Below are 25,442 nucleotides of genomic sequence, written 5' to 3'. Positions count from 1 at the left end.
TATTGAATAACAATAATCTGTCACTGAGATCATTATTTGATCCAATCAGCATACAACTCGGGTCTTCTGTCCCTGAAAAATAATCGTTTCGCATGAGATCTTTCGATGAGAGCAGTATCTATATCACAAAACAGGATCTCATCGGTTCCCTGCTTCGCTTTGGCGATCACGGATCCATCCGGATCACAAACAAACGACTCTCCGGCAAAGGTCAAGTTGGGTTCCTTCCCTACACGATTGCATAAGGCAGTATAATATCCGTTCTGAAAGGCAGCCGTTCTGACCTCAGCTTCATACAAACCCTCCGGCCACTCCCCCACAGACCCGGCCTGTGGAATAAATACTATATCAGCACCGGCTACCCCAAGGGCTCTCATATATTCAGGATAATGACGGTCATAGCAAATTGCCACACCGATATTTCCAAATTCCGTTTCGTAAACCGGAGCTCCGTTATTCCCAGGTTTGTAGTAATCTTTTTCATAAAAACAGGCGTAGTCCGTTATATGGATCATTCTGGTTATACCCAAAATGTTGCCATCGGTATCAATAACAGGTGAGCTGTCGTAAAGATCAGTCCCATCCTTTTCATATAAGTTCAAAACGATTACAACACCATACTTTTTGGCGAGAGATGAAAAGGCCTCGGTTATGGGGCCGGGAATCGTTTCTGCATTTGCAGCCGGATCCATTGGGTCTTCATACTGGGGGTAAAATGGTTCGAAGGCCAGTTCTGCAAAACATATGATATTAGCTCCTGCTTTAGCAGCCTTTTCAGCTGCTACTAAACCACGTTCAAGGTTGTTCTGCTTATCTTCTGTACATGATTGCTGAATCAATGCAATTTTCATTCCGAGGTATATTATTTAGTACTTAACTCAGCAGAATGATACTACAAATTGGAATCTTTAAGGGCTTCTTCTTCAGCTTTTTTTCGATCCCTGAGCTTTTTAAGTGCGTATCCACCGCCTGCAGCTGCAAGAAGTCCCAGACCGCCAACAGTCTGAATCTGAAAACCCACTTTCTGTTACTGTCACCAGACCCCGAATTTTAATTAATTGAGTAAATAACCAAGGCAATTCTGATAAAGAATCGCCTTTAATAAATAAGATTAAGAATTTCTAATCTTAGAACCGCCACTATTGTATAAATAAAAAAGGCTCCGAGAGGAGCCTTATGAAAAATCTTACTTTTTCTTCTTATGTCTGTTTTTTCTCAGACGCTTTTTACGCTTGTGCTTTGCAATTTTAGCGCGCTTTCTTTTTTTACCACTTGGCATAAATACTCACCTAAATGTGTTTTATAAATATTACTGTTGTTCGAACGGCATAAAAATAAGAAGAAATGGGGCGTTTTCTAAATCAATTTTCGACCATATGAGCTTCATTGACGGCTTCCTTGAAATCCTTCGACATTTTGAGGACGGGCGCAAATTGCTCCGGCACAATAACTTCTTCGTTAGTTTTAGGGTTTCTGGCCACTCTCTGAGCACGTTTAACGACCTTAAAACTACCGAAACCTCTAAGCTCAATATTTTCACCACGCTTCATGGCATCGATCACGGTTTCCATAAATCCGTTTACTACGGCTTCTGTTTCAACTTTTGTCAGGCCTACAGATGCTGAGATTACATCTACTATGTCTGCTTTAGTCATAATTAATAAGTTATTTAATAAAGTTATGATAACTGTTTCAAAATACTACAATGAAAACAAAGCTTCCGAGAAATCGTTCACATTCATTTCTTAAACATCTGTAAAAAATTCTGATACTCCTTCTGATTGCTTTTAATTAGCCAAATGTTATCCTTTAATATTCCCAAATGTTTTTTACTTTCTCACTGCCTCTTAAATACTCTTAACCAATAAAATTTAATTCATGGAAGTTTTTGAAAGTGTCGTCAACTGGTTGAACAATCTGGTTTGGTCAACCCCGCAACAATTCCCAATTATGGTTGTGGTACTACTGGGCTTTGGAATTTTTATTACCCTTCGGCTTGGATTTGTTCAATTGAGAAGATTTACTCATGGTATAAAATCAGTAATGGGTGTTTATGATAATCCTGATGATACCGGGGATGTCAATCACTTTCAGGCTCTCACCACCGCTCTTTCTGCTACGGTCGGTATCGGTAATATTGCCGGCGTAGCCATTGCGATCCACTATGGTGGACCCGGTGCCTTATTCTGGATGTGGGTCACAGCCTTCTTTGGTATGGCCATTAAATATACAGAGTGTACCCTGGCCGTTCAGTATCGCGTGAAGAACGACGATGGATCCGTATCAGGGGGTCCGATGTATTATATTGAGAAGGGTCTTGGGCCAAACTGGAAATGGCTGGCCGTATTCTTCGCCGCTATGGCCGTGATCTGTTCATTCCTGACAGGAAACGCCGTTCAGGCCAATACGGTAGCTGATACCATGTATAGTACTTTCCAGATCCCAAGTTGGGTATCAGGAATTGTGACCGCAACCTTTGTTGGTGTGGTTATCGTAGGAGGAATTAAGAGGATCGGTCAGGTTACCGCCCGACTCATGCCGTTGATGGCGATCATTTATGTGTTAGGAGCTTTGGTGATCCTATTCATTAATGCAGGTTCTGTTATTCCGGCATTTGGAACAATTATCACCTCTGCCTTCACACCGGAAGCCGGATTGTTTGGTGTGGGTTCCGGATTATTCCTTACCACCCTGGTTTGGGGTATTAAACGAGGATTATTCTCTAATGAGGCCGGACAGGGTTCAGCACCTATTGCTCACGGCGCGGCCAAAACGGAAGAACCGGTCCGTGAAGGTGTTGTGGCCCTTTTAGAGCCATTCATTGATACCATTCTGGTCTGTACCATGACCGGCCTGGTTATCGTAAGTACCGGAGTTTGGGAAGAACGCCACGATATGGTTTTTGATCCGTCTAACCGCGACAACGCTGTTGAGATCACAGACGGTTCCAACACTCTGATCATTGAAGACGGTGAACCGGTAAACGGCATCGTGATGCGTAATGATTTTGAAACTGATAAATTCTACGTTGACGAAGACCAATCTGAGCTATTCACAGGAACGCTGGTATTTGAAGGTGAAGGCGGACGATTTGTGGATGCTTCCGGAGCTGCGGTCCCAACTATTTATACAAAGATCATTGAGAACGGAGCACCGCTTACCTCCCTCGCATTTGAGAAAGGTCTGGCCCCTATCTTCCCTTACGGTAAACACATTGTAACCTTCTGTGTGCTCTTATTTGGTATTTCGACAGCTATTAGCTGGAGTTATTATGGTGACCGTTCTATTCAGTACCTGGCCGGCGATGGTGCTATACTACCTTACAAGGTCGTTTATCTGGGAATGCACTTTTTAGGAGCTATATTCCCTCTTGCCACTGTTTGGGCCATCGGTGATATTGCATTGGGATTAATGACCTTCCCGAACATCATCGCGCTATTTGCCCTTTCAGGCTCTGTAGCTGTTGCAAGTAAGACCTACTTCAAGAAAATGGACGAACTGGACGCTAAAAGCTAAGTAATAACAACGTATTCCATGGAAAACGTAATTGAAATAGATCATCCCGTAGTAAAGAGATATCTCACTATTCTGCGGGACAAATCTACTGAGACAGCAGCCTTTCGGCGAGCAATGGGAACTATAGGTACCGTGCTTGCCTATCAGGCGCTGACGGACCTTCCACTAAAGGAATGTGAAGTTGAAACTCCCATCAAAACAACCAAGGGCCATAAACCCGGGGCTGAGGTCTTTGTGATCCCAATACTAAGGGCAGGCCTGAGTTTAGTCGATGGTATCATCAGCTTTATGCCTGATGCCAAGGTTGGACACATTGGGGTTTATCGTGATGAAAAAACACATGAACCTGTTAACTACTATCACAACTTTCCGGGCGGATTAGAAGGAGCCTATACCCTGGTTGTTGACCCCATGCTTGCCACCGGCGGCACAGGGTCTCATGCCATCAAATTTCTAAAGGAAAACGGTGCCGATAATATTCGGTTCGTATCATTGATCTCTGCACCAGAGGGTATAGAACGTCTCAGAAACGACCATCCGGATGTACCAATCATTACCGCTGCCATAGATGAAAAACTTAACGATGATGCCTTTATCGTTCCGGGACTTGGCGACGCGGGAGACCGCTATTTTGGCACTCTTTAAGATCCGGTCCCTTCTTTTCCCGATCACCTGTATGTACTTAATTGTATCGTGCGGGGATCTTTCGGAATATGAAAATGAACAGGTCGGTCTGGCCTTGAGCGATTCCCTTTTTTCGACGACTGAAAGCTGGGGCGTGAATATGGAGATCCTTGAAGAAGAAAGACTGAAGCTAAGACTACAAGGCAGTTATACCGCTTCCATAAAGAATGAGACCCGAAATATTACAAAGATCAGTGGTCCGGTCTTTATTGAGATATTTGATGAGAACGGAAGATCTGAAACCAAGGTATATTCCGACAGCGCCGTCTATAAACCGGATGAATCCACTTTTGAATTGTTTGGAAATGTTGAGGTTCAGGCTCCTGAAAACAAGCGGTTGAATACAGAATACCTCATGTGGCGAAGAAATGAAGATATGGTAAATACGCCTGAGCCACTGACGATCGTTACCCCTACCGACAGTATCAGTGCCATAGGTCTGGAAGGTGATTCAGATCTAAGAAACTACACTCTAAAGGAAGTGACCGGAGAAACCGTCGTTAATTGAATAAGATCAGCTTAAAATATTTCTTGTTGGCATTCAGTATATGCACATTGGTGATACCTGAACTGGTATTTGCACAGAATGTGGTTCAGATTGAACGCGCCAGAGAGGTCAGGAATATCACTGAGGATGGAGAACCCATTCGAAAGATGTATGACGTACGGCTCAGAACCGGCAATATTGAAATGGTTTGTGACAGCGCCTGGCAGTTTTTGAACCAAAATGAATTACGGGCCTTCGGTAATATAGAGATCGAAACGCCCGATGAGATCATCTGGGCTGACACCCTTTATTATTTTACGGATCAGGAATTCAGTCAGCTACGTGGTCGGGTGGTGATCCTTCAGGACAGTACCACGCTTTTCGGTGAGCAAGTGGATTATAACTTCCTGACCAAAGTCGCAGATTTTGAAGACGGTATTCGCCTGGAAGATGAAGGCGGTACTCTCATTGCTAATACCGGCAGGTATTTTCAGATCCAGGACAGCGCTATTTTCAGGGGAGACGTTCAAGTGGCCGATACCTCTCAATATGCTGAGGGGGATAGCTTATTTATCAACAGAAACACAGAATTCCTGCAGCTACACTCGAATATCTTTGTTCAGGACAGTACCAATAATGCCTTGCTGACCGGTGACTACCTGGAAGCCGATTCAACCGGCCGGCGTTATGTGCAGGGCAATTCCTATCTGCGCCGGATAAGCACTGATTCCACCGATACCACGCATATCAACTCCAGGGATCTGCTGATGCTGGACCGGGATTCAACCGATATAATACGGGCTATGCAGAACGTAAGAGTGTGGTCGCCTGATTTCTCATCCGTATCTGACACCCTTATCTACACATCACAAACTGAGATCTTCGAACTTATTTCAAATCCTACCGCCTGGCACGAGAATATACAGCTCAACGGTCCCTACATTCAGGTGCAAATGGATAGTAATGCGGTCAGGTATTTGACCTCCTATAAGAATACCATCACGGTTCAAAAAGACAGTACCACCGGCAGATACAATCAAATTAAGGGTGATACGCTGAATGTGGATTTTAAGGAAGGTCAGATATCCCGGATCAAGATCTACCCTAACAGTCAGGTTCTATATCATACCCAAAATGAGGAAGGAGAGCCGGATGGAGCCGTGGAATATACTTCACCTCAAACTATCATGTATTTTGAGGAAGGCGATCTGGTCCGAGTTAAAGCACTGAAGAATAACGGTTATTTCTTTGAAGAATTTCCGGGCCTGGCAGACCGAAAACTGGATGGTTTCAAATGGCAGCCTGAATTAAGGCCACTCAGGCCTGAGGTTACTGCTGAACCGCGTTTTCCTCCTGTACCTCTCGAGCGACCGTTCGAACTTCCGAGGCGGTATTTGGATTACATAAGTCAAGAAACTGAAGAGTAATAACTTAAAACGCACGGCATGAGCAACTGGACACTCAAATCCATCCCGCCGCACGACTGGTTTATATGCCTCGATGTGGAATCATATTTTGATCATGAACACGAACCGGAGAAGATCTTCGAGGAGGGATTCACCCGCCCTATTCCCATCGGTGATACGGATGTGATCGTCACGGTTTTCTTTAACGGTGATCCGGAAGATCCTGAATTCCATATTGAGTCTCAGGAAAGTCTGACCAAAGATGAAATTGACTTAGCAAATCAAAGTCTGGCAAAGATTCTGGGTACCGAAATGGATCTTCGCCCGCTTTATGATCAGGCCAAAGATGATGCCGTTCTTGGCGATAAACTGATGGATCTCTATGGATTGAAACGCATGACCCGGGCCAATCTTTTTGAAGATATTCTATACCGTATCGTGCAGATGCAGATGAACCACAAGCCTACTGCCAAGAAGATGATGTTTCAGATCAGGGAGGCTTACGGTACGGCCCTGATGCTGGGAAAGCAGTCTCTGCCCGCCTGGCCGCGACCCCATCAGCTCATGAAGGCGGATCCGGCCAATATTCGAAAACTGGGTCCTACCCTTCGCAAGGGACAATACCTGGTTGGGCTGGCCAATGATATTGTAGCCGGCAATGTGGATATGGATCATCTGATGGATTGTGACCCACAGGAATTCTATGATATCATCACGGATATCAAAGGGATCGGGCCCACCTCCGGGCAGGATCTGATGATGATGCGGGGGCGAACCGACGCCGTATTTCCATCCAATAAGAAGTCCGGTGAGGAAAAAGGCCTTCGGAGATGGATCATTTATTCCTATGGAGAAGATCCTCATAACACCTCAGAAGAACGCTTTCAGGAACTGATCAGTAACTGGAAAGGCTACGAAGCTGCCGCCCTTGAATTCCTGTACGTGAATTATGTGCTGAAGGAAAAGGAAGAAAAAGCTAAGAAGTAGTAGTGCTGCAATATTGACCTTTTTGGAAGCTGGAGCTTCCGGGACTTCATTTTAAAGAGTACCAAATTTAATCTACAATAGGATTGGAATATAGAGCAAAGGTCACGTCATCTAAGCGCACTCCCAGGTGATCCTCATCAATATGAGTGAGCATGCTTTCACCGGGAAGTTCAACTATGGCCTCTATCTCTCCTTCAGTATTCACAACCAGCCATCTGACCGAATCACCCTTGATATTTGATCTAAGCCAGAATCGTCCCTGATGATACATCATCTTATCTGCCGGGGATTTATATTCAGGAAGAGCTTCCTCAACCGTTATCCACTGTTCAGGAAAATTGTAAGAAGCTTCCATAGAATCTTTTTCTACACGAGTGATCTTCTCTGTCGGTAAGTCAACAGGCGTAGTATTCAGTGTATCAAGATCAGCATTTAATTCAGCAATCCTGTCTGTTCCGGTATCAAAAGTAAATATTGAGGCATTATTGATATCAGAAGCTATGATATTTCCTGAAGCATAGGGTACTTTTGCAGCTCCCATTATATTTCCATCTATTTTTAATAACGCATAAGGTTGAGCAGTTAAAGCCATTTTCTGACCATATGTATTGCTCTCTGAGTTGTACCCGACCAATACGATTTCCCTTTCTTTGCTTTCATCCCACAAATATTCTGAGGATGACATTTGCAACAGGTATTCATTTTCACCTTCCACCGGATAAACTTTCAGAATTCCATGAGATTCAAATTTCTTAGGGATGATATCACGGATGTGTTCAAAATTTTCATCATAGATCAGGATCTTATCATTGCTTTGGTCATAAGTAAAAATGTTCCCTGATATCCCCTTTGTAAAATAGAAAGCATCCAGTATCTCCCCCGGTCCCCTTCCCGATCTAATGTTCTTAACCAATTCTCCGTCCTCGTTAAGAACCACGATCGTTGGTAATTCACGATCGGCAAAAGCAATATTCCCGTTATCCAAAACCACGCTCTCGTAGCCCAGATGGGAAAAGTACAGATCTCCCACGTGATCGATCGACCAGATCTTCTCAGGAGTCAATGCATCGATCTCTTCTATATTTGGGGCTTTAGATTCTGATTCCTGATCCGTACACCCGATCATCAGACACATTAATAGTATGGCGATCCCGAAACACTGCCCTGTTTGACTCATAGCCGAAATTGATCTTTATTTTAGTCAAAATTTTAGACTCTCAACCTACAGCCTCTTTTCCCGAAAATCCATTATGAATTTGAGAAGGATTCGAGATGCCGTGATCGGGAATATCCACCAGACCATCACTGTTTCCATGGTTTGCTTGAGCGGATGCTGCATGGCTAAAAAGACGAGATAGGTCATGTAGGCTCCATAGTAGAAGGAAAAACAAGCTAAGAAGTAGGCCACTAGCTGGAAGCCGGAGCTTGGTCACGAGTATACATCGATTATGAGTGATGAGCCCGTAGCTATACTATTACGCCCCTTCAAGGCTTGCTTTATTATGATATCATTGCCCTCAGGGCTGTGCCCTGAGTTCAGGTAGTGCGCCCTTTCAGGGCTAAGAATTGGACCGATTGATGGCGCTTAACCTTTATGAATCAATTTTTGCGAAAATGTAACGCCATTTCAGATTTCATTCGATTTGAAATTCTCTAACTTAGTCCGCGATTGACTTTTTATGTGGTTCCCTTTGGTTTTTAGGTGAAAAAATGAATCAAGCTGATCGTTTATACCTTTGGGTATTGTCGTATGAATTGGTACAGCCCTGAAGGGGCCTTTTACCTTAACATCGGGTAAAGCCCGATGCCTATATACCATCCCAAGTCCCAAGCCCTGAAAGGGCGGCATAGTTAAGATGCTGTTGATCAAACACTCTAATCCCACACATACTGTTCATCATAATCCACGTTATATTTCTTCAAGAATGCCTTATACTCTTCCTGGAAGGTTTTCTTTCTATGATGCTCTTTTTGATTTGAAATATAACTTATAACAACATCCACTTCGGATGGATTTACTGAAAACGCACCATATCCGCTCTGCCAATAGAATTGTCCAAGTTCATCAGACTTAGACTTCATCCATTTTGAAGAGTGGGATTTAAGTTCTTCCACTAACTTAACCAGTGCAATTTTCTTTGATAGCCTGCATAATATATGGATATGATCTGTGTATCCTCCGATCTTGATCGGTGGAGATTCGAGTCGTTTACAAATGCTACCCAGGTAAGCATAAAATTCTTTTCTATATCGGTCTTTATCAAAGGCTGACGATGTTTCGTGCCGAATATGATGTGAACGTAGTTTTGTACAAGTGATTGACCCATTGTTTTTTATATTTCAACCCTTCAAGGCTTACTGTTTTTTGTATCCCTCTGTCTCAGGGCTATGCCCTAAGTAAAAATATGCAGCCCTATTGGGCTTAGTACAAACTGCCCTCCCCTAAATATTGCACATCTTAAAGATAGTGGTGTTACACACCTATTAGGATATCAGTCGTATTTGATCTTTTAGAGTATACTCTTTCCGAATCAAAGTTAAAAGTTCCCAGCCATTTAGGTGTGCTCTACCCTAAAATCGATTGAAGCGCGATGACTAATAACCACTCCACAGGCCTTAGAGTAGTTTCATCCAGGTGTACCCTCATTTAAATTTAAACTCAATGTTTTGTTATTAACCTACAGCCTCTTTTCCCGAAAATCCAAGATGAATTTAAGTATGATGAGACATGCCGTGATCGGGAATATCCACCAGACCATCACTGTTTCCATGGTTTGCTTTAGCGGATGCTGCATGGCTAAAAAGACGAGATAGGTCATGTAGGCTCCATAGTAGAACAAAAACCCAACAGCTTCCTTCCTTCCAAGTTCCTTACCCGGCCAGAACAATGGCAAGCAGGCGATAGCCACGATCAACATGATCGGCAGGTCCAGGTTGATGGCCTCCTGAGACACATCAATAGCGCCGGGTGCGATCAGGACGGTGAGGCTCAGAGTTAGCAGAATATTATACAGGTTACTGCCCATGACGTTGGCCACAGCGGTATCGGAATCCCCATGCCTTACGGCTGCCACTGAGGTAGCCACCTCAGGCAGGGAGGTCCCTATCGATACGATCGTCAATCCAATGATAAGCTCAGAGATTCCAAGTATGCCTGCGATCTCAACTGCCGATGCCACCATCCATCGCGATCCCATCACGATCAACACCAAACCACCCAGCAGCATTAAGATATATTTGCCGTAAAAAAGAGTGGTTACAGGTTCGTCCACATCTGTTTGATCTGCAGGTCCATTCAGTTTGTTATTGATCCGGTCCTTTCGGATCTGAAAATACATGAATATGGAATACAGGACCAGGGCTCCAAGTATGATCCCCCCATCCAATGGGCTCAATAACCCATCCATGGCCAATACAAACAGCAGGGTACTGGCTATTATGACCATAGGTACATCTACCCTGATGATACGATTCGTGATCTTTAGCGGATTGACCAGGCCGGCGATCCCCAGAATGAGCAGAATGTTAGCGATGTTACTTCCCAGAATATTACCAAGAACCAGGTCCGGCTTTCCGTCCACGGCAGCCTGTAAGCTGATGGCAAGCTCCGGGGCTCCGGTGGCAAAAGCGACCACCGTTAAACCCATAACAACCGGAGATACACTCCAGGCTGCTCCAAATTTATCAACCGCCCTCAAGAAAAGTTCAGCTCCTCCTATCAGAACCGCCAAACCAAGAATAAATAAAAATACAGTCATCACTGATCGTTTCTGAAAATTTTCAAAGTTCCAAAACTATCACATTTTAGGCTGGAAATGAATAATAAATCGATTCCCTGTAAAACTTTATTGAGTTTTAAGGTAAAAGCTGATGTTTTCATTCAATTATATATATTGGGCTCTTTATATGAACCAAATATTTACGAGATGAACTTAAGATCGCTACTATTAACGCTCCTTTTCACCCTGCTTACCGCTTCTGCAGGCTACGCCCAGCGTACCATCATTCACGCCGGCACCCTCATTGACGGCCGTTCGGATGAAGCCCGCGAACAAGTCAGCATCATCATTGAAAATGACATGATCACCGGCATTGAAAATGGATATATCAATGCCTCCCGCAATGACGAGATCATTGATCTGAAGTCTAAAACGGTTCTTCCCGGACTTATTGACCTTCATGTTCACCTTGAAAGTGAGACCAACCCCATGAAATACATGGAAGCCTTTACTTTCAACGAAGCTGATTTCGCCATGCGTTCCACGGCTTATGCCAAACGAACACTGATGGCCGGTTTTACCACCGTTCGTGAACTGGGTGGCTCAGGTGTGAATATCGCGCTCCGAAACGCTATCGATCAAGGTTTTGTGGATGGCCCGAGAGTGATCACCGTAGGAAAGAGTCTGGCCACTACCGGTGGGCATGCGGATCCTACCAACGGCTGGAAGAATACCCTTATGGGAGCTCCAGGCCCTGAAGATGGAGTGATCAATGGCATAGCCGAAGCCCGCGAAGCCGTACGACAGCGATATAAGAATGGTGCCGATCATATCAAGATCACGGCAACCGGAGGTGTTTTGAGTGTAGCCAAATCGGGTGATGCCCCACAGTTCTTCGAGGACGAGCTGGATGCCATCGTGAAGACCGCGAATGAATACGGCATGCATGTAGCGGCTCATGCTCACGGCGCAGAAGGTATGAAACGAGCCGTTGAAGCCGGTGTATTGACCATTGAGCATGGAACACACATGACTGAGGAGATCATGGACCTTATGATAGAGAATGGCACCTATTATGTGCCAACTATCTCTGCAGGTAAATGGGTGGCAGAAAAAGCTGAGGTGGAAGGCTACTACCCGGCCCTGGTGGTTCCCAAAGCCAAAGAGATCGGACCCAAGATCCAAAGTACATTTGAAAAAGCCTATAAACATGGTGTCAAGATCGCCTTTGGAACAGATGCCGGCGTATTCCCTCATGGTATCAACGGACGTGAATTCCGCTACATGACCGAAGTTGGAATGCCGGTAATGGAAGCCATTCAAAGTGCCACCATAACGGCTGCTACCGTGTTGGGAATGGAAGATCGGATCGGAACCGTGGAAGCCGGAAAATATGCCGATCTCATCGCCACAGATAAAAATCCATTAAATGATGTAACAACACTCGAGTCAGTTCCTTTTGTAATGAAAGGAGGCAAGGTTTATAAGAATTAACCCGGGCCCGAATTATCAGGCAAAGAAGTTAATACATGCCATCACAATTTTCAGTTAAACAGCGACTCATCAAGAAACTGCAATGGACCTTCCAGGTGGAAGGAATGAATGCCGTCATGTTCTTCGGCATTCTGATCTTCATCAATGCGGCCTATGACTTTAAGGATCTGATCTTTATGTCGTACGGACTGCTCCTGATGAGTTTCATCCTGCTTCAGGGCACCTATTACTGGTGGAAAAAGCTCTCGGTCCTGGAAGATAAACCCATTTTTCAGAACCGGACCTTGAACCGGTTCCAGAATTTCAGGCAAAAGAACAAGATCGCCATAGCGTTGATACCGGTGGTGATATTGGTGCAATGGTATGTATCCGGGCGATCCCTTGGAAGTGATAACCTGATCGGCTGGGCCCTGTTTGCAAATACGTTTGCTGTACTTGAACACATTAACTATTATCATATTCAGCTGATGTACGATAACCGCTATGACCTGCGGTATCTGTTCCGGCACAGAAAATTAAAGGAAGCATCTTTACGAAAAGATCTCCGGGAACAACAAATCTAAGTCCTCACTCTTTTATTATCTCGTTGCTTCCCACTTACCTATTTGGTCAACAAGGCACCATCTGTTTGATAAATCAGCTGAAAACTGACGTTTGAGTAAGGGTTCTCCCTACTGAAATAATCCCATAAAACTCCTATCTACAGTTATGTGAAAACCTGCTCTTTTTAAAATTATGAGCATTTAGGTGATACAGATTCATAAATCAAAGTGTGGGGTGGAAGACATGAAAATGAAAGTCAGATTTTACAGACTATTTGTTATTGGTTCATTGGGGTTTTTTATCACATGTGGGGTAGCTTTTTATTCACCCTGCAGCGCACAATCCCTTGACCCGAATGTGAAAGAGGCTTATTTGTTAAGACTGGATGGAAAAGCAGACTCTGCCAAAGTACTTCTGGAATCAATTTTAGTTGAAGATTCCACAAATGCCGCTGCATGGTATGAATTGGCCAGAACCAAACATCATATTGGATTAGCGCATCCGGCTCAACTTTTCGGAGGCTTGATTCAGGACATTCAAAAACATATTGATCGGGCTGTGGAGACTGATCCTCAAAATGTGATCTATTCCTATTACAAAGCCATAATAGATCACACTATTTTATACATGAATTTAAATATGGGTAAGGAGGATGTAAGCCGTTCTTTTACAAAAACGATTGATTCCTACCAGAATCTGTTGACCATGAAGCCTGATTATTATGAAGCAAAATTAGCGATGGTTGAACTTTATGCATTGCTTCCCGAAAACATGGGAGGTGATAAAGCACTGGCTAAAAAGTATACCCATGAACTGGAGAAAGCTGATGTAGTTTTTGGAGCGAAAGCAAGAGAACTCATAATGCCGGATAATTCAGACTACATCCTGTTCTGGCAACATGTAAAAGAGAATAATGCAGCAAATGCTGATATATACGAAGCACTGGGAAAAGCATACCTGCGTAAAGACCAACCAGATATGGCAGTCAGTTGGTTTGAGCAGGCCATCAGCCTGAACCCGGATTACCATATTCTGTATGTGGATCTGGGAAATTATTACCTGATGCAGGCCATGCAAAACATCAAGTCCTTAAGTTCGGTGAGTGCTCAGATCGAGTACGCTTTAACATCATACATTAACTCAAAACCTGAACCTATTATTCCTCTTAAGGCCTATGTTATCGGCAAAATGTCCATGATCAAACTGCGGACTGGAAATGCTAAACGGGGGACCGAGTTACAATCAAAAGCCATGGCTTTAGACCCTAACTTTTCTAAAGCATTTGGGATCCCTTCTCAGATTTTATTCGATCCTCCGGATAAGATCTCACATGCATTCACTTATTTTTTCAGGCCGTATTAGATCAAATTTAACGAGGAAAACCACTCCCTGCTGATCACCAATTTTCAGAAGTACCCGGATCAAAGTGATTTACACTGTTATTAAATACGTTTGCTGTACTTGAACACATTAACTATTATCATACTCAGCTGATGTACGATAACCGCTATGACCTGCGGTATCTGTTCCGGCACAGGAAATTAAAGGAAGCATCTTTACGAAAAGATCTCCGGGAACAACAAATCTAAGACAAGCAATATGAGCATACTTCGAATCATACTGGCCATCATCCTCCCTCCCCTTGGCGTTTTCATGACCATTGGTATCAAACCCCATTTCTGGCTCAATATACTGCTGACCATCCTGGGTTTTGTACCCGGCATCGTTCACGCCGTCTGGATCATCGCCAAGAACGACTGATCAGGAAATTACGCTCTTCAGCCCCGGTTTGTTTATTAACAGGTCGGGGTTTTTTGTTTGGATGATGTATGATGTAAAGGTGAACTGCGATGCATTTCCTAGAAAGGGTCATGCTGATCCGCCACCCGGCGGAGAAGCATCTTCAAAGGTTTGAGCCAGATCATAGCTGTGCAGGTCCTTCTCCGCCGGGTGGCGGATCAGCATGACCCTCATATTTTATTTTGGATCCCAAATCTCAAATCTCAAATCTCAAGTCTCCCCGTGAATTTATTCACATACGGGTCACGGCAAAACTTTGTATTTCATTTCTTCCTAAAAAATAGCATACTGCTACTAATCCCTACTCAAAAAGCTTGATGCTATGATTGCAAAAGATCAGGTTCGTGAAGAAGTAACCATCCGATTTGCCGGGGATTCCGGTGACGGCATGCAGCTTACCGGTTCGCTTTTCACTAATACCACCGCCCTTTTGGGTAACGACCTTAGAACCCTCCCTGAATTCCCCGCTGAAATACGCGCACCGGCCGGCACGGTTCCCGGAGTTTCCTCCTTTCAGCTTCATTTCGGAAGTACTGAGATCATGACGCCCGGCGATGTATGCGATATCCTTGTGGTTATGAACTCAGCAGCCTTGAAAGCCAACCTGTCGCTGCTGAAAAATGGAGGGACCATCATAGCCAATACCGACGGGTTTGATAAAAAGAATTTGAACCTGGCCAAATACCCTGAAGGGGTTAATCCACTGGAAGACGGCTCCCTGGATGCCTATCGTTTGTATGAAGTGGACGTTAGCAGCATGACCAAAGAGGCTCTGTCAGATACAGACCTGTCCTATAAGGAAGTGGACCGTTGCAAGAACATGTTCGTGCTTGGCCTGCTGTTCTGGATGTATAACCGTCCGATGGAGCCAACCATCAAGTTTCTTCAAAAGAAATTCGGGGATGAGCCACGCATTGCAGAGGCTAACGTCAAGGTTCTGAAGACCGGCTACCACTATGGAGAAACGGCTGAGATCTTCACCTCCCGTTATACCGTGGAAGAAGCGGACTTAAAACCGGGCACCTACCGAAATATTACCGGAAACGAATCTACCGTACTGGGATTGGTTGCCGCTACCAAAAAAAGCGGACTTCCCCTGTTCTTTGGATCTTATCCCATTACCCCGGCTTCAGATATTTTGCACGGACTTTCCCGCCACAAGAATTTCGGGGTTACCACCTTTCAGGCAGAAGACGAGATCGCAGCGGTTTCCTCTGCCATAGGCGCTGCCTTTGGCGGACATATAGGTGTTACCAGTTCTTCCGGTCCGGGTATCGCCCTGAAAGGTGAAGCTATGGGATTGGCGGTCATGCTGGAGCTCCCTTTGGTTGTCTTGAATATTCAACGCGCCGGGCCTTCAACGGGTATGCCGACCAAAACCGAACAGGCCGATCTTCTGCAGGCTATGTACGGCCGTAACGGTGAAAGCCCGATGGTGATCGTAGCTCCGAAGACGCCGGCGGATTGCTTCAACATGGCCTTTGAGGCCTGCCGTATTGCCCTGGAACATATGATCCCGGTCATGTACATGTCGGACGGATACCTGGCCAATGGGTCGGAACCATGGAAGTTTCCTCAGGAAAAAGACCTGAAGGATATCAAGGTTCGGTTTGAACCGCCCCGTGAGAATGCAGAAGAGCCCTTCCTGCCCTATCTGCGGGATGAAAATCACGTTCGTTCATGGGCCATTCCGGGAACCAAAGGTATTGAGCACCGGGTTGGCGGACTCGAAAAAGAAGATGAGACCGGCAATGTATCCTACGATCCGGACAACCATGAGAAGATGGTGAAACTGCGTGAAGCCAAGCGAAATAAAGTGGCTGATTTCATACCTCTTCAGGAGATCGATCAGGGGAATACCTCCGGTGATGTCCTTGTACTCGGGTGGGGATCGACCTATGGCAGTATCCGGACGGCGGTGGGACAGCTTAGGCGCGAGGGAATGGATATATCCCATGCCCATCTGAATTATATCAGTCCTTTCCCACGGAACCTTGAGGAACTGCTGAGGGGCTTTGAAACGGTGATCGTTCCCGAGATCAATAACGGACAGCTGGTGCGGCTGATCAGGGATGAATTCCTGATCCCTGCCAAACCGATCAACAAGATCAAGGGCCGGCCTTTTGGCGTGCAGGAACTCAAGGATGCGATCCTGAACGTCCTGCCCGACAAACAATCAGTTACAGAATCTTAAACGAGTCGCTATCATGGCTATCAAAACGAATACAGACGAGTTTAAAAACGGAAATGGTAACGGCATACCTGAATACAGCTCCAAGGATTTTTCTTCGGATCAGGATGTAAGATGGTGCCCCGGATGCGGTGATTACACCATCCTGAAGCAGGTACAAAATGTGATGCCGGACATCGGAGTCCTCAAAAAAGATATCGTATTCATATCCGGTATCGGCTGTGCGGCCCGTTTCCCCTATTACATGGATACCTTTGGCATGCACTCCATTCACGGAAGAGCCCCGGCCATTGCCACCGGACTGAAAGTTTCCCGCCCGGAGCTCAGCGTCTGGATCATCACCGGTGACGGCGACTCCCTATCCATTGGAGCCAACCATTTTGTGCAGCTTCTGCGCCGTAATGTGGACGTGAACCTGCTGTTGTTCAACAATCAGATCTATGGGTTGACCAAGGGACAGTATTCCCCAACCGCGCCGGAAGGCACCGTCTCAAAATCGACGCCCTTTGGGTCTATTGACCACCCCTTCAATCCCCTGCAGCTGAGTATGGGAGCTGATGGCACCTTTATAGCCCGGGCCATGGACCGTGACCCCAAGCACCTTCAGAAAATGCTGCTGCGGGCCAGCGAACACAAAGGCACTTCCATGCTGGAGATCCTGCAAAACTGTATCGTTTTCAATGACGGAGCCTTTGAATTATTTACGGATAAGAAATCCCGGCCCCGTGAGACCATCTACCTGGAGCATGGTGAACCGCTGATCTTCGGAGCGGAAAATGAGAAAGGCCTGCGCCTGGACGGACTCACTCCCGAGGTAGTAGAAATGGGCAGTGAGTATTCCAAAGACGACCTATGGGTGCATGATGAAAAGGACAAGACCAAAGCCGGTCTGCTCACCCGATTCTTTGAGCATCCGCACAACGGAGATCACCTGAAATTCCCAAGGCCCTTTGGCGTGTTGTATGATGTGGAACGCCCCACCTATGATGAAGGCGTCACTATACAAAATGCCGAAGCCCTCAAACGCAATAAGCCGGATCTGGATGCCTTACTGCAGGGACCGGAAACCTGGGAGGTTAACTAAGTCCCGGGAATTCTTATGGCTTAAACTGTCATTGACACACATTGATATGGCCCATTGAAGATCGTACTCACCATATTAGCCGTAGTTTTACTACAGGGCACTGCTGTCAGCCAGGACGTAGATCCGATCTCACAAAGTCATACAGGGTACCTGGAAGGGGCTGATGATGCGAAGATCTATTACCGGGTCATCGGTGAAGGAAGGGATTCAGTCGTCGTCATTCATGGCGGACCCGGTGCGGGCATGAACTCGATCATGCCCTCTGTTGAGCCCCTGGCAAACCATTACGTTTTGATCTTTTATGATCAGCGTGGCGGAGGGCGCTCTGCCCTGCCTGCCGATACCACCAAACTGAAACCGGAGTATTTTGTTGAAGACCTGGAGGCGGTTCGTAGGTTTTTTGAGCTGGGAAAGATGAAGGTGATCGCCCATTCCTTTGGGGCCGTTCTGTTAGCTAAATACGCGACCAAATACCCTGAACACCTGAACAAGGTCATATTACATGGCGCCACCGGGCCGGATCTTCAGCAGGAACTTGTCCTGAGAAGAGACAAAGCCGCTCATACCCCACCTTCTGCCGATACGGTATTTACCAACCGTGCAAACCGGTTGCTTATGAAGCTTTTGCGGGGTACGGCCTCTGATCCGGTCTCCACCTGCCGGGAATATGAGGACCTGAACAAAAAAATATCCCTGGCCGCCGGTGATTCCTCCGGCTACCGGGGCACCACCTGCAGCGCTCCCCCCGAGTCTGTGAGGTATTACTATCGGTATACCGCCCAGTTAGCTCCCCGCTACTACAACGGATGGGACTTTACCGACCGCCTGAATGATGTTAAAGCCCCTGTTCTGGTGATCTATGGCAAAGAGGATCCATGGATGATTCCTGCCCAGCGGGCGTGGGTGACTTCCTACCCCAACAGCCGGCTGTTACTCGTTCCGGATGCCGGTAAAGCAGCCTTTTCTGATCATCCGGGCTTTGTATTCCCCGCTATAGATACCTTTCTGAGGGGCTTCTGGCCTGAAGCATCTGTGGAATGAGAACTTCATAATTTCCTTGCGCCTGATTGGTCCGAAAAAAACACACGTCAGCGTTGCATAAAAGACACGTGATTTTGTCATCAAACACACGTCATTTTTTGTTTAAACACGTGTGACCGATTCACTCAACACGTGTGATCATCTTAACCATGATTCGATTAAAAATATGGGGTGACGTCTACCTTTCCTTGCAAATAACCCATAAGGTGTTATCTTAGGGTTACTTAGACGGATGTTATACGACGACTTTATCAGACCAAGATGACGTATGATATCCGAAAAATAACGAATTTGAAGGGGTACCTTTGAAGATTATACGAAGTATCATAAGATAGGCCCTGTCGCATATTAATATGTTAGGTACAATTCATACAGAATTTTGGAAATAAGATCTGATTTTAAAGAAGCAAAATTACTTTTTGAAAGGTTACTCCTATATGGTGAACAGTTTAAAAGATTTCAAGATGAATGGGTTCACTATAAACTTGAAGAGGATTATAAAACAGTATATGATCTAGCTGTCGAAAAGCGATTTATACTTGAGCGTATTTATTCTGAGGGAAGGCAGTTTGGCATTAACATGTCTACTTGGCTAGTAAGTTTTAATGATATATCCAGATTCCCAACCTTAAAAGATTTCGTCGATTTTCTTGAAAATAATTGGCTTCAACATATTGGAAGTATTGAAAAAATTATTTCTGAGGTTGAAGAAGTGTCAAAGACATTGGAGTATACACCATATGCTATACGAGAAATGACTGAGCTTCATAGGAAGCAATTGAATCTATTTCGTAAACTTTTTATATGGGTTGAACAGATTAAAGAGACCAGTTTATATCAAGCTGAATTAAGAGCGTCTGAGAAGTCTGATCAGAAAATTGAACAAAACATTACAACACCACCTCCTATGAAAAATGTATTCTTATGTCATGCAAGTGAAGATAAAAAGAGATTTGTCGAGCCATTAATTGATGAGCTGGAAAAAAACCATATTACTTATTGGTACGACAAAGCAGAAATAAAATGGGGAGATTCTATCGTAGGAAAAATTAATAATGGGCTAAGAACTTCTAATTATGCCATTATTTTCCTTTCAAAAGATTTTATTTCAAAAAAATGGACAAATAGAGAGCTAGAATCAGTTCTTTCTATTGAGACAGACACCGGACAAACTAAGGTATTGCCATTGATGATAGGTGACAAAGCAGAAATAAGTCATATCAAGATTAATTATCCAATTCTTAGTTCAAAAAAATATCTAGAGTGGAATGATGGAATAAATAAAATATTGAAAGAACTGAGGAATCGATTAAAATAAGTAATTACATCTAACAAGTGTTTCAATCGAACTCGGACATTGTTAGGATCCTTAATTTTAAATCCTAGACTCACCACTTAAACGCTGGATCTTTATGCATACCAAACTATTGATCAACTATGAAAAGATTCCTTAAGAAGAAGCATAAATTTGGTGAGTGGTTAGAGATGTCGAAAATTGCCGAAAAGAGTGTTTTTAGATTGCTTGTTGGTAATGCTCAAGGTACATGTTTCGTAATATCAGTTGGCGAAGATGAAGAAAAAGAACTTTATGAAACTACATTTATTACCGCTTTGCATATTGTTGAGGGAATAAAACAATCTGACGAACCAGAGTTATTTGATGCTTCTGGAAAGCGACTCTATGATAAAGTAAATCATGAGGCTACTATTGCTAAGTTTGGTGATCCCTTAGACGACACTGCCGTTATTGTATTTAAAAGTAAAGAGCCGGTAATTTCTAAGTCCATGTTACTTCCACTACGAGATAAAGAATTGAACCTCAGTAGAGCAACCGAAATTGGCTGGTTAGGTTATCCGAGCTTTGCTAGCCCAAATTTATGCTTCTTTCATGGTTTTGTTTCTACTTATGACAAAACACAAAAAAGGTATTTGTTAAATGGTGCTGCAAATCAAGGAGTTAGTGGTGGGCCTGCCTTCACTCAAAATGGAGAACTGGTTGGGTTAATTTCGGCTTATTCTTTTGATCGTAATAATAATATGCCTGGATTGGTCTCTGTTGTATCTCTAGATAAAGTATTGAAAACCCTAAGTGAAGATAAAAACACAGAATTTATATAAGGATGGACCCAATTCATTTTGATTTAAATGCCAAAAAAAAGATTCAATATAGAGATAGCTATGTTGCATTTTTAGATGTACTTGGTTTTAAAAATTTAGTATTTAGCAAAAAACAATGTGATAAGTCAAAACTTGAGCAATATTTTGGTATTGTAAATGAAGCCATAAAATATCTAAAAGAGATTCCTGCTAAAAGTGAAATTGGGTCTATAATAATAAGTGATTCAATTATACTCTCTGTCAACAAAAGTGGAAATGAAAATGATGTAAATATTTTAAGACATCTGTGTGTAGCAGTAGGACTTATTCAAATGCATCTTGCGCTAAAAAATATCTGGCTTAGAGGGGCGATATCTAGTGGTAAGGCATCTTTTGATTCAGTTAATAATCAAATCGTTGGACCTGCATATATCAACGCATTTTTATTGGAAGAAAACCTTGCTATAAATCCAAGAGTTATCTTGGATAGTAAAATTATGAATGAACTTAATTTTTCAAGTTCTGCGGAATTTATAGATAATATCAATAAGTCAGATCTTGGAGGGTTAAATTTTTCCAATTGGGGCTCAAAAATACTATTTGAATGGACTTACCCGGATGGCAAACCAGTCACCACATTAGAGAATGATGTCCCACTATTTATTGACTATTTGTCACCTATTGCCGAAAAGAATGGAGAAGACTTAATTCATCTTATAGAAAACGTTGAAAATAGTATCTATAAGCAAACCGGTACTTACAAAAAATACAGATGGGTTGTCGATTACTTAAAATCCGTATTCCATCGTGAAGTGATAAACGACAATTTAATTGTAGGTGAACCAGATTATAGATTAAATAACTTGTAAGAATAACAAGGCTTTTTAATTCGGTGAAATACGGCGAACTTTTATGTGTAGCATCAATTTTGCTACTTCGACCACATCATAACCCCCCGTGCCTTTTAAACACTGGGCCTTTACTGACATTCTTTTAAGATTTACTCATAATTCAGGAAAAAATATGGATTTGATATCTGCAACAATAGTCATACTGACATTAGGATTAAGTGTAATAGCTTGGATTGCAAAAATTAGATGGAGTCAAGAATACAAAGAGGCAAAGGAAGCACAAATTAATTTTTTAAGGGAGCAAGTAAATCAATACAAAGAATTAAACTCTCCACAGTTAATAGAATACTTTAAATCTTCTAAGTTAGAATTCGAAAAGAATCAAAAGGATCTCAGAAAAAAACTAGAAACAGAAAGAAAAAAACTAAGAGTACTTGAAGAAACTGGTAGTGACAAAGAAAGAATAGAGGAGTTAACTCAGGAAAATGAAATCTTACAATCAGAACTATTGCATAGAGTTAAGAATAACCTCGCTATAATAGCTGGTTTAATAGAGTTACAATCTCTTTATTCAAATGATGAATCTTTTCAAATACAAATGAAGGAGATTCAAGCTCGAGTTCGATCAATTGCTATGGTTCATGAACTTATATATGATTCGAATAATTTTTCTTCCATCGATTTCAACTCTTATCTGACTGAAATTGGGAAAATTCATAATCAAAAGCTTCTAGTGAGTAACAAAGTAGATGTTTTGCTTGATCTAAATATGATGATTCCATTTTCAATGTTGCTAAATGAGGTTTTATCAATACTAAGAAATAAAGGTATTGATGTAATTGATGTTTTAATAGGTAATCCAGATAATAAAATATTGATTGAATTATCTCCTGAGAAAAATTCAGATATCAATGATATTTTTAATTCAAAAAGTGAATTTTCAAATCAGTTAATTTCCGAATTTGCAGCACAATTAGATGCTGAAATAAAGATTGAAAACTCAATTTCTATAATCTTTGATATTAATAAGAGGAAGTTTTTTGAATAAATAATTCCGCCACTAACAAATCGTTTTAAGTGGCCTTATCAAGGATTCTGAACCTAAATTTCAACAACTTGGACTTGGCTCGCCGTTTATATGCCAAATCGTAATATCTCCTTGAAACCCCATTGCGAATCGATCGTATGTACCCTCTCCTATCATATTATATTTTCTGATCTAAACCATCTATATGCGTTCTACCTTTTTTGTATTTCCTCTTCGTGTTGCCCTGCCTTTTTTCGGTTTTGCTCAACAAGACAGCTTTAATAGAATTTCTCCCGCTGAGGCCGGGTTCAACCCGGACAGCCTGCATACATTGAGTGACTTTCTCCTCGTCACGGTGCTCTGCTCCGTGATGCCCAATGGAGGCTCCGCCTCATACAACAAATAGTTTATGACTCAATCTGATCTTATACTTTTAAACTTTACGGAAATTAGGAGAAAGAGCATTAAGCTCTGGAAAGGACTTCCTGAAAACTATTACCACTGGAAACCTGACGAAGATGCAATGACTGCGATAGAAATGATCAGGCACGTTTTAGAAGCCGATCATGGGTGGAATATCATCATCAATAACGGGAGTATGGCAAACTATAAAACGCCCTGGGAAGATCGCCCATTTATTAGTGTGACTGACGAACTTGAATTTGCCGAGCCCTTTAGAAATACATTTTTAGAAAGTATCCGACAATTTTCGGGTACAGAATTAAACGAAACTGAGATCATTCATCCCGGAAATGGAGACAAGAAGATCCTTGGAAAATATTTACTAAGGATCGGGTATCACGAATCTGTTCACGCAGGACAATTCCTTTCGTATTTAAGAGCCATGGGAATTGATCGCCCGGTGATATGGGACTGAGCTAAAAATAAACTACAGCCAGCATTGGCGTAGTCATTCGTTTATCCTCGTCATGGTGCTCTGCACTGTGATGCCGGATGGAGGCTCTGCCTCACACAACAAGTAGTTTTCTAAATGACTGAAACGGAACGTATAGAGCAGTGGTTTGTGGTATAGATGACTTCTGTGGTCGTATTTTAGTATAGTTGGAGGCTGAGCCTCCTGCAGAGCATTCCGGGGCAGAGCCGCCGGAACGAGGGTAAATGGATAAATAGTGACATGCGATCTATCCCCAATCCTATTTTTAGGTCGATATACAAACAAAGCATCATGAAGACACAGCTCTCCCCTGCCTTGCTTGGTATGAAGATTTCAAGTACTATTTAATTTATCACCAACTTCGGGGTGAGCATTCTACCCTTTTAATGCAAGGTCCTTTATAAATATCAGAAAATGAAGTTTAGTCATATTGGTATTCCCACAACAGAACATTTCGAAGATGAGATCGACCTGCCCCACTTAAAAATGACGGTCTCGGATCATGAGAACAATCCATATGGGATCCAGTGGCAAAGATTCTGGGATGATGCCCCATATCCTGAATTGGTCAAAACCATACCTCATGTGGCATTTGAAGTTGAAGATCTAGCTGCTGAAATAGAAGGAAAAAAGATACTCATTGCACCAAACTCACCCAGTGAGGGACTGATCGTCGCTTTTATAGAAGTTAGTGGTGCCCCCGTTGAACTGATGGAATACAAATAATTAAATGACATTAAGAAGATGAGACAAAATATCTTTCAACATATCGTACTAATAGTATTCATGGTCTCCTGTGGTAATATCGATCGATCTGACTCAGACCACTTAGGCAAATTCAATACAGACCGGGATCTCTACCTTGCCCATTTTGACCTGAAGACCGATGTGGATGATATTCATTCGGTAGCCGCAGTGGCTACCATGCTGGCTGATGAACGCTTTGAGAAGGTCAGCTATCATGCCGTGGCCGGGACCTATGGCACCCAGGGCGGTGCATATGTGCCCGCCAATGATCTGTTTGATATGGCCTTTGGTTCCCATTGGTCCGATGCGCATACAAATTACGATCAGGCCCTGGAGGAAGTCCGGTCGCTTGCCACACGGGTCATTCAAAACGGCGGGAAGATCTGGATCGCTGAAGGCGGGCAATCCGACTTTTCCGCAGCCCTGATCCGCGATCTCCATCACGAACTGCCGGAGGCTGATCTCAAGAACGCGGTGCATATCGTTCAGCATGCCGACTGGAATGAGGAGGTCACCACCCCTGAAGACCTGGAGTATGTCAGGACGGCGGCCACCTACCACCGCATACCCGACGGCAATACCACCGGTAACGACACCCCGGGGTTTCGCAGTGATCAGCTCATCGATTGGCGACAAAGCATCAATGACCCCCGTCTGATATCAATTTGGGAGAAGGCTATAGAATTAGCCAATACCTACAACGGAGAGGACGACCGCTACCTGAATGAATCCATCCTGAAGGGCGGCCTGGATTTCTCAGACGCCTCCGAAACCTGCTGGATATTCGGGTTCAACGACCTGGAAGATTCAAACGCCTTCTTTCAGGAGTTCTCTGATGAGCCTTCGAACTGAACAGATAATCCTCCATGATGC

Annotated in this window: 24 protein-coding genes and 2 pseudogenes; 19 read left to right on the top strand and 7 right to left on the bottom strand. The window is 43.6% G+C overall.

All coding sequences use genetic code 11. The annotated features are described in order from the left end of the window. Positions 1-32 precede the first annotated feature (32 nt). From AC13FX_RS07930 to AC13FX_RS07920, 3 genes are all read right to left on the bottom strand, one after another. Positions 33-851 (bottom strand): nitrilase-related carbon-nitrogen hydrolase, encoded by an 819-nt coding sequence (locus tag AC13FX_RS07930; protein ID WP_482880010.1) that lies wholly within the window; start codon positions 849-851, stop codon positions 33-35. Between the two features lie 41 nt (positions 852-892). Then, a complete protein-coding gene (locus AC13FX_RS07925) occupies positions 893-1,021 on the bottom strand; it encodes a PID-CTERM protein-sorting domain-containing protein (RefSeq protein ID WP_482880009.1) in 129 nt (42 codons plus the stop codon). Positions 1,022-1,361: 340 nt separating this feature from the next. After that, positions 1,362-1,655: an HU family DNA-binding protein gene (locus tag AC13FX_RS07920; protein WP_482880008.1), complete on the bottom strand. Its 294-nt coding sequence runs from the start codon at positions 1,653-1,655 to the stop codon at positions 1,362-1,364. A 223-nt stretch (positions 1,656-1,878) separates the two neighbouring features. On the opposite strand from AC13FX_RS07920, the gene AC13FX_RS07915 reads away from it, so the two are divergent. The 5 genes from AC13FX_RS07915 to AC13FX_RS07895 are packed head-to-tail and all read left to right on the top strand — an operon-like array spanning position 1,879 to position 7,080. After that, a complete protein-coding gene (locus AC13FX_RS07915; RefSeq protein ID WP_482880007.1) occupies positions 1,879-3,516 on the top strand; it encodes an alanine/glycine:cation symporter family protein in 1,638 nt (545 codons plus the stop codon). Positions 3,517-3,534: 18 nt separating this feature from the next. Next, positions 3,535-4,161 (top strand): uracil phosphoribosyltransferase, encoded by a 627-nt coding sequence (gene upp, locus AC13FX_RS07910; protein ID WP_482880006.1) that lies wholly within the window; start codon positions 3,535-3,537, stop codon positions 4,159-4,161. Beyond that, the gene (lptC, locus tag AC13FX_RS07905; protein ID WP_482880005.1) at positions 4,085-4,708 is read left to right on the top strand and encodes an LPS export ABC transporter periplasmic protein LptC; all 624 of its coding nucleotides are present in this window, start codon (positions 4,085-4,087) and stop codon (positions 4,706-4,708) included. The genes upp and lptC overlap by 77 nt, the downstream gene beginning before the upstream one ends. Then, entirely contained in the window at positions 4,705-6,114 is a 1,410-nt protein-coding gene (locus AC13FX_RS07900) for an OstA-like protein (RefSeq protein ID WP_482880004.1), read from the top strand. The genes lptC and AC13FX_RS07900 overlap by 4 nt, the downstream gene beginning before the upstream one ends. An 18-nt stretch (positions 6,115-6,132) precedes the next feature. Continuing rightward, positions 6,133-7,080, top strand: coding sequence for a DNA-3-methyladenine glycosylase family protein (locus tag AC13FX_RS07895; protein WP_482880003.1), 948 nt, complete (start codon positions 6,133-6,135; stop codon positions 7,078-7,080). Positions 7,081-7,147: 67 nt separating this feature from the next. On the opposite strand, the gene AC13FX_RS07890 is transcribed toward AC13FX_RS07895, so the two are convergent. From AC13FX_RS07890 to AC13FX_RS07875, 4 genes and pseudogenes are all read right to left on the bottom strand, one after another. Continuing rightward, entirely contained in the window at positions 7,148-8,257 is a 1,110-nt protein-coding gene (locus tag AC13FX_RS07890) for a hypothetical protein (protein ID WP_482880002.1), read from the bottom strand. A 45-nt stretch (positions 8,258-8,302) separates the two neighbouring features. Continuing rightward, positions 8,303-8,488 carry a hypothetical protein gene (locus AC13FX_RS07885; RefSeq protein ID WP_482880001.1) on the bottom strand — a complete coding sequence of 62 codons (186 nt, stop codon included), beginning with the start codon at positions 8,486-8,488 and terminating at the stop codon, positions 8,303-8,305. 467 nt (positions 8,489-8,955) lie between these two features. Then, positions 8,956-9,407, bottom strand: a pseudogene (gene tnpA, locus AC13FX_RS07880) (IS200/IS605 family transposase). A 351-nt stretch (positions 9,408-9,758) separates the two neighbouring features. Beyond that, positions 9,759-10,838, bottom strand: a complete 1,080-nt coding sequence (locus AC13FX_RS07875; protein WP_482880000.1) for a calcium/sodium antiporter — start codon at positions 10,836-10,838, stop codon at positions 9,759-9,761. A 168-nt stretch (positions 10,839-11,006) separates the two neighbouring features. Here AC13FX_RS07875 and AC13FX_RS07870 point away from each other — a divergent pair, with 168 nt between their 5' ends. From AC13FX_RS07870 to AC13FX_RS07805, 14 genes and pseudogenes are all read left to right on the top strand, one after another. Next, positions 11,007-12,293, top strand: coding sequence for an amidohydrolase family protein (locus tag AC13FX_RS07870; protein ID WP_482880157.1), 1,287 nt, complete (start codon positions 11,007-11,009; stop codon positions 12,291-12,293). A 35-nt stretch (positions 12,294-12,328) separates the two neighbouring features. Then, on the top strand, positions 12,329-12,856 hold the full coding sequence (locus AC13FX_RS07865) for a hypothetical protein (RefSeq protein ID WP_482879999.1): 528 nt from the start codon (positions 12,329-12,331) through the stop codon (positions 12,854-12,856). Positions 12,857-13,079: 223 nt separating this feature from the next. Next, positions 13,080-13,850 (top strand): annotated as a pseudogene (locus AC13FX_RS07860) (tetratricopeptide repeat protein); the annotation flags it as partial. A gap of 585 nt (positions 13,851-14,435) precedes the next feature. Then, positions 14,436-14,597 (top strand): YqaE/Pmp3 family membrane protein, encoded by a 162-nt coding sequence (locus AC13FX_RS07855; protein WP_482879998.1) that lies wholly within the window; start codon positions 14,436-14,438, stop codon positions 14,595-14,597. Positions 14,598-14,958: 361 nt separating this feature from the next. After that, the gene (locus AC13FX_RS07850; protein ID WP_482879997.1) at positions 14,959-16,830 is read left to right on the top strand and encodes a 2-oxoacid:acceptor oxidoreductase subunit alpha; all 1,872 of its coding nucleotides are present in this window, start codon (positions 14,959-14,961) and stop codon (positions 16,828-16,830) included. A 13-nt stretch (positions 16,831-16,843) separates the two neighbouring features. After that, on the top strand, positions 16,844-17,911 hold the full coding sequence (locus AC13FX_RS07845; RefSeq protein WP_482879996.1) for a 2-oxoacid:ferredoxin oxidoreductase subunit beta: 1,068 nt from the start codon (positions 16,844-16,846) through the stop codon (positions 17,909-17,911). A gap of 54 nt (positions 17,912-17,965) precedes the next feature. Continuing rightward, positions 17,966-18,952: an alpha/beta fold hydrolase gene (locus AC13FX_RS07840; RefSeq protein WP_482879995.1), complete on the top strand. Its 987-nt coding sequence runs from the start codon at positions 17,966-17,968 to the stop codon at positions 18,950-18,952. 379 nt (positions 18,953-19,331) lie between these two features. After that, the gene (locus tag AC13FX_RS07835; RefSeq protein WP_482879994.1) at positions 19,332-20,270 is read left to right on the top strand and encodes a toll/interleukin-1 receptor domain-containing protein; all 939 of its coding nucleotides are present in this window, start codon (positions 19,332-19,334) and stop codon (positions 20,268-20,270) included. Positions 20,271-20,389: 119 nt separating this feature from the next. Further along, positions 20,390-21,070: a S1 family peptidase gene (locus AC13FX_RS07830; RefSeq protein WP_482879993.1), complete on the top strand. Its 681-nt coding sequence runs from the start codon at positions 20,390-20,392 to the stop codon at positions 21,068-21,070. Between the two features lie 2 nt (positions 21,071-21,072). Then, positions 21,073-21,918 carry a hypothetical protein gene (locus AC13FX_RS07825; protein WP_482879992.1) on the top strand — a complete coding sequence of 282 codons (846 nt, stop codon included), beginning with the start codon at positions 21,073-21,075 and terminating at the stop codon, positions 21,916-21,918. A gap of 154 nt (positions 21,919-22,072) precedes the next feature. After that, positions 22,073-22,948, top strand: coding sequence for a histidine kinase dimerization/phosphoacceptor domain -containing protein (locus AC13FX_RS07820; protein ID WP_482879991.1), 876 nt, complete (start codon positions 22,073-22,075; stop codon positions 22,946-22,948). Between the two features lie 388 nt (positions 22,949-23,336). Beyond that, the gene (locus AC13FX_RS07815; protein ID WP_482879990.1) at positions 23,337-23,804 is read left to right on the top strand and encodes a DinB family protein; all 468 of its coding nucleotides are present in this window, start codon (positions 23,337-23,339) and stop codon (positions 23,802-23,804) included. Between the two features lie 432 nt (positions 23,805-24,236). Then, entirely contained in the window at positions 24,237-24,548 is a 312-nt protein-coding gene (locus tag AC13FX_RS07810) for a VOC family protein (RefSeq protein ID WP_482879989.1), read from the top strand. A gap of 18 nt (positions 24,549-24,566) precedes the next feature. Further along, a complete protein-coding gene (locus tag AC13FX_RS07805; RefSeq protein WP_482879988.1) occupies positions 24,567-25,421 on the top strand; it encodes a hypothetical protein in 855 nt (284 codons plus the stop codon). Positions 25,422-25,442 lie beyond the last annotated feature (21 nt).

This window comes from Gracilimonas sp. B-17, from assembly GCF_056857935.1.
The sequence above is the reverse complement of the archived record's forward strand: the minus strand, read 5'-3'. Positions and strand labels throughout refer to the sequence as shown.

What these genes read in the sequence shown, in the direction of transcription:
- AC13FX_RS07930 (WP_482880010.1), bottom strand. Translation starts at nt 851, where the DNA reads ATGAAAATTGCATTGATTCAGCAATCATGTACAGAAGATAAGCAGAAC.
- AC13FX_RS07920 (WP_482880008.1), bottom strand. Translation starts at nt 1,655, where the DNA reads ATGACTAAAGCAGACATAGTAGATGTAATCTCAGCATCTGTAGGCCTG.
- AC13FX_RS07915 (WP_482880007.1), top strand. Translation starts at nt 1,879, where the DNA reads ATGGAAGTTTTTGAAAGTGTCGTCAACTGGTTGAACAATCTGGTTTGG.
- upp (WP_482880006.1), top strand. Translation starts at nt 3,535, where the DNA reads ATGGAAAACGTAATTGAAATAGATCATCCCGTAGTAAAGAGATATCTC.
- lptC (WP_482880005.1), top strand. Translation starts at nt 4,085, where the DNA reads ATGAAAAACTTAACGATGATGCCTTTATCGTTCCGGGACTTGGCGACG.
- AC13FX_RS07895 (WP_482880003.1), top strand. Translation starts at nt 6,133, where the DNA reads ATGAGCAACTGGACACTCAAATCCATCCCGCCGCACGACTGGTTTATA.
- AC13FX_RS07890 (WP_482880002.1), bottom strand. Translation starts at nt 8,257, where the DNA reads ATGAGTCAAACAGGGCAGTGTTTCGGGATCGCCATACTATTAATGTGT.
- AC13FX_RS07875 (WP_482880000.1), bottom strand. Translation starts at nt 10,838, where the DNA reads ATGACTGTATTTTTATTTATTCTTGGTTTGGCGGTTCTGATAGGAGGA.
- AC13FX_RS07870 (WP_482880157.1), top strand. Translation starts at nt 11,007, where the DNA reads ATGAACTTAAGATCGCTACTATTAACGCTCCTTTTCACCCTGCTTACC.
- AC13FX_RS07865 (WP_482879999.1), top strand. Translation starts at nt 12,329, where the DNA reads ATGCCATCACAATTTTCAGTTAAACAGCGACTCATCAAGAAACTGCAA.
- AC13FX_RS07855 (WP_482879998.1), top strand. Translation starts at nt 14,436, where the DNA reads ATGAGCATACTTCGAATCATACTGGCCATCATCCTCCCTCCCCTTGGC.
- AC13FX_RS07850 (WP_482879997.1), top strand. Translation starts at nt 14,959, where the DNA reads ATGATTGCAAAAGATCAGGTTCGTGAAGAAGTAACCATCCGATTTGCC.
- AC13FX_RS07845 (WP_482879996.1), top strand. Translation starts at nt 16,844, where the DNA reads ATGGCTATCAAAACGAATACAGACGAGTTTAAAAACGGAAATGGTAAC.
- AC13FX_RS07830 (WP_482879993.1), top strand. Translation starts at nt 20,390, where the DNA reads ATGAAAAGATTCCTTAAGAAGAAGCATAAATTTGGTGAGTGGTTAGAG.
- AC13FX_RS07825 (WP_482879992.1), top strand. Translation starts at nt 21,073, where the DNA reads ATGGACCCAATTCATTTTGATTTAAATGCCAAAAAAAAGATTCAATAT.
- AC13FX_RS07820 (WP_482879991.1), top strand. Translation starts at nt 22,073, where the DNA reads ATGGATTTGATATCTGCAACAATAGTCATACTGACATTAGGATTAAGT.
- AC13FX_RS07815 (WP_482879990.1), top strand. Translation starts at nt 23,337, where the DNA reads ATGACTCAATCTGATCTTATACTTTTAAACTTTACGGAAATTAGGAGA.
- AC13FX_RS07810 (WP_482879989.1), top strand. Translation starts at nt 24,237, where the DNA reads ATGAAGTTTAGTCATATTGGTATTCCCACAACAGAACATTTCGAAGAT.
- AC13FX_RS07805 (WP_482879988.1), top strand. Translation starts at nt 24,567, where the DNA reads ATGAGACAAAATATCTTTCAACATATCGTACTAATAGTATTCATGGTC.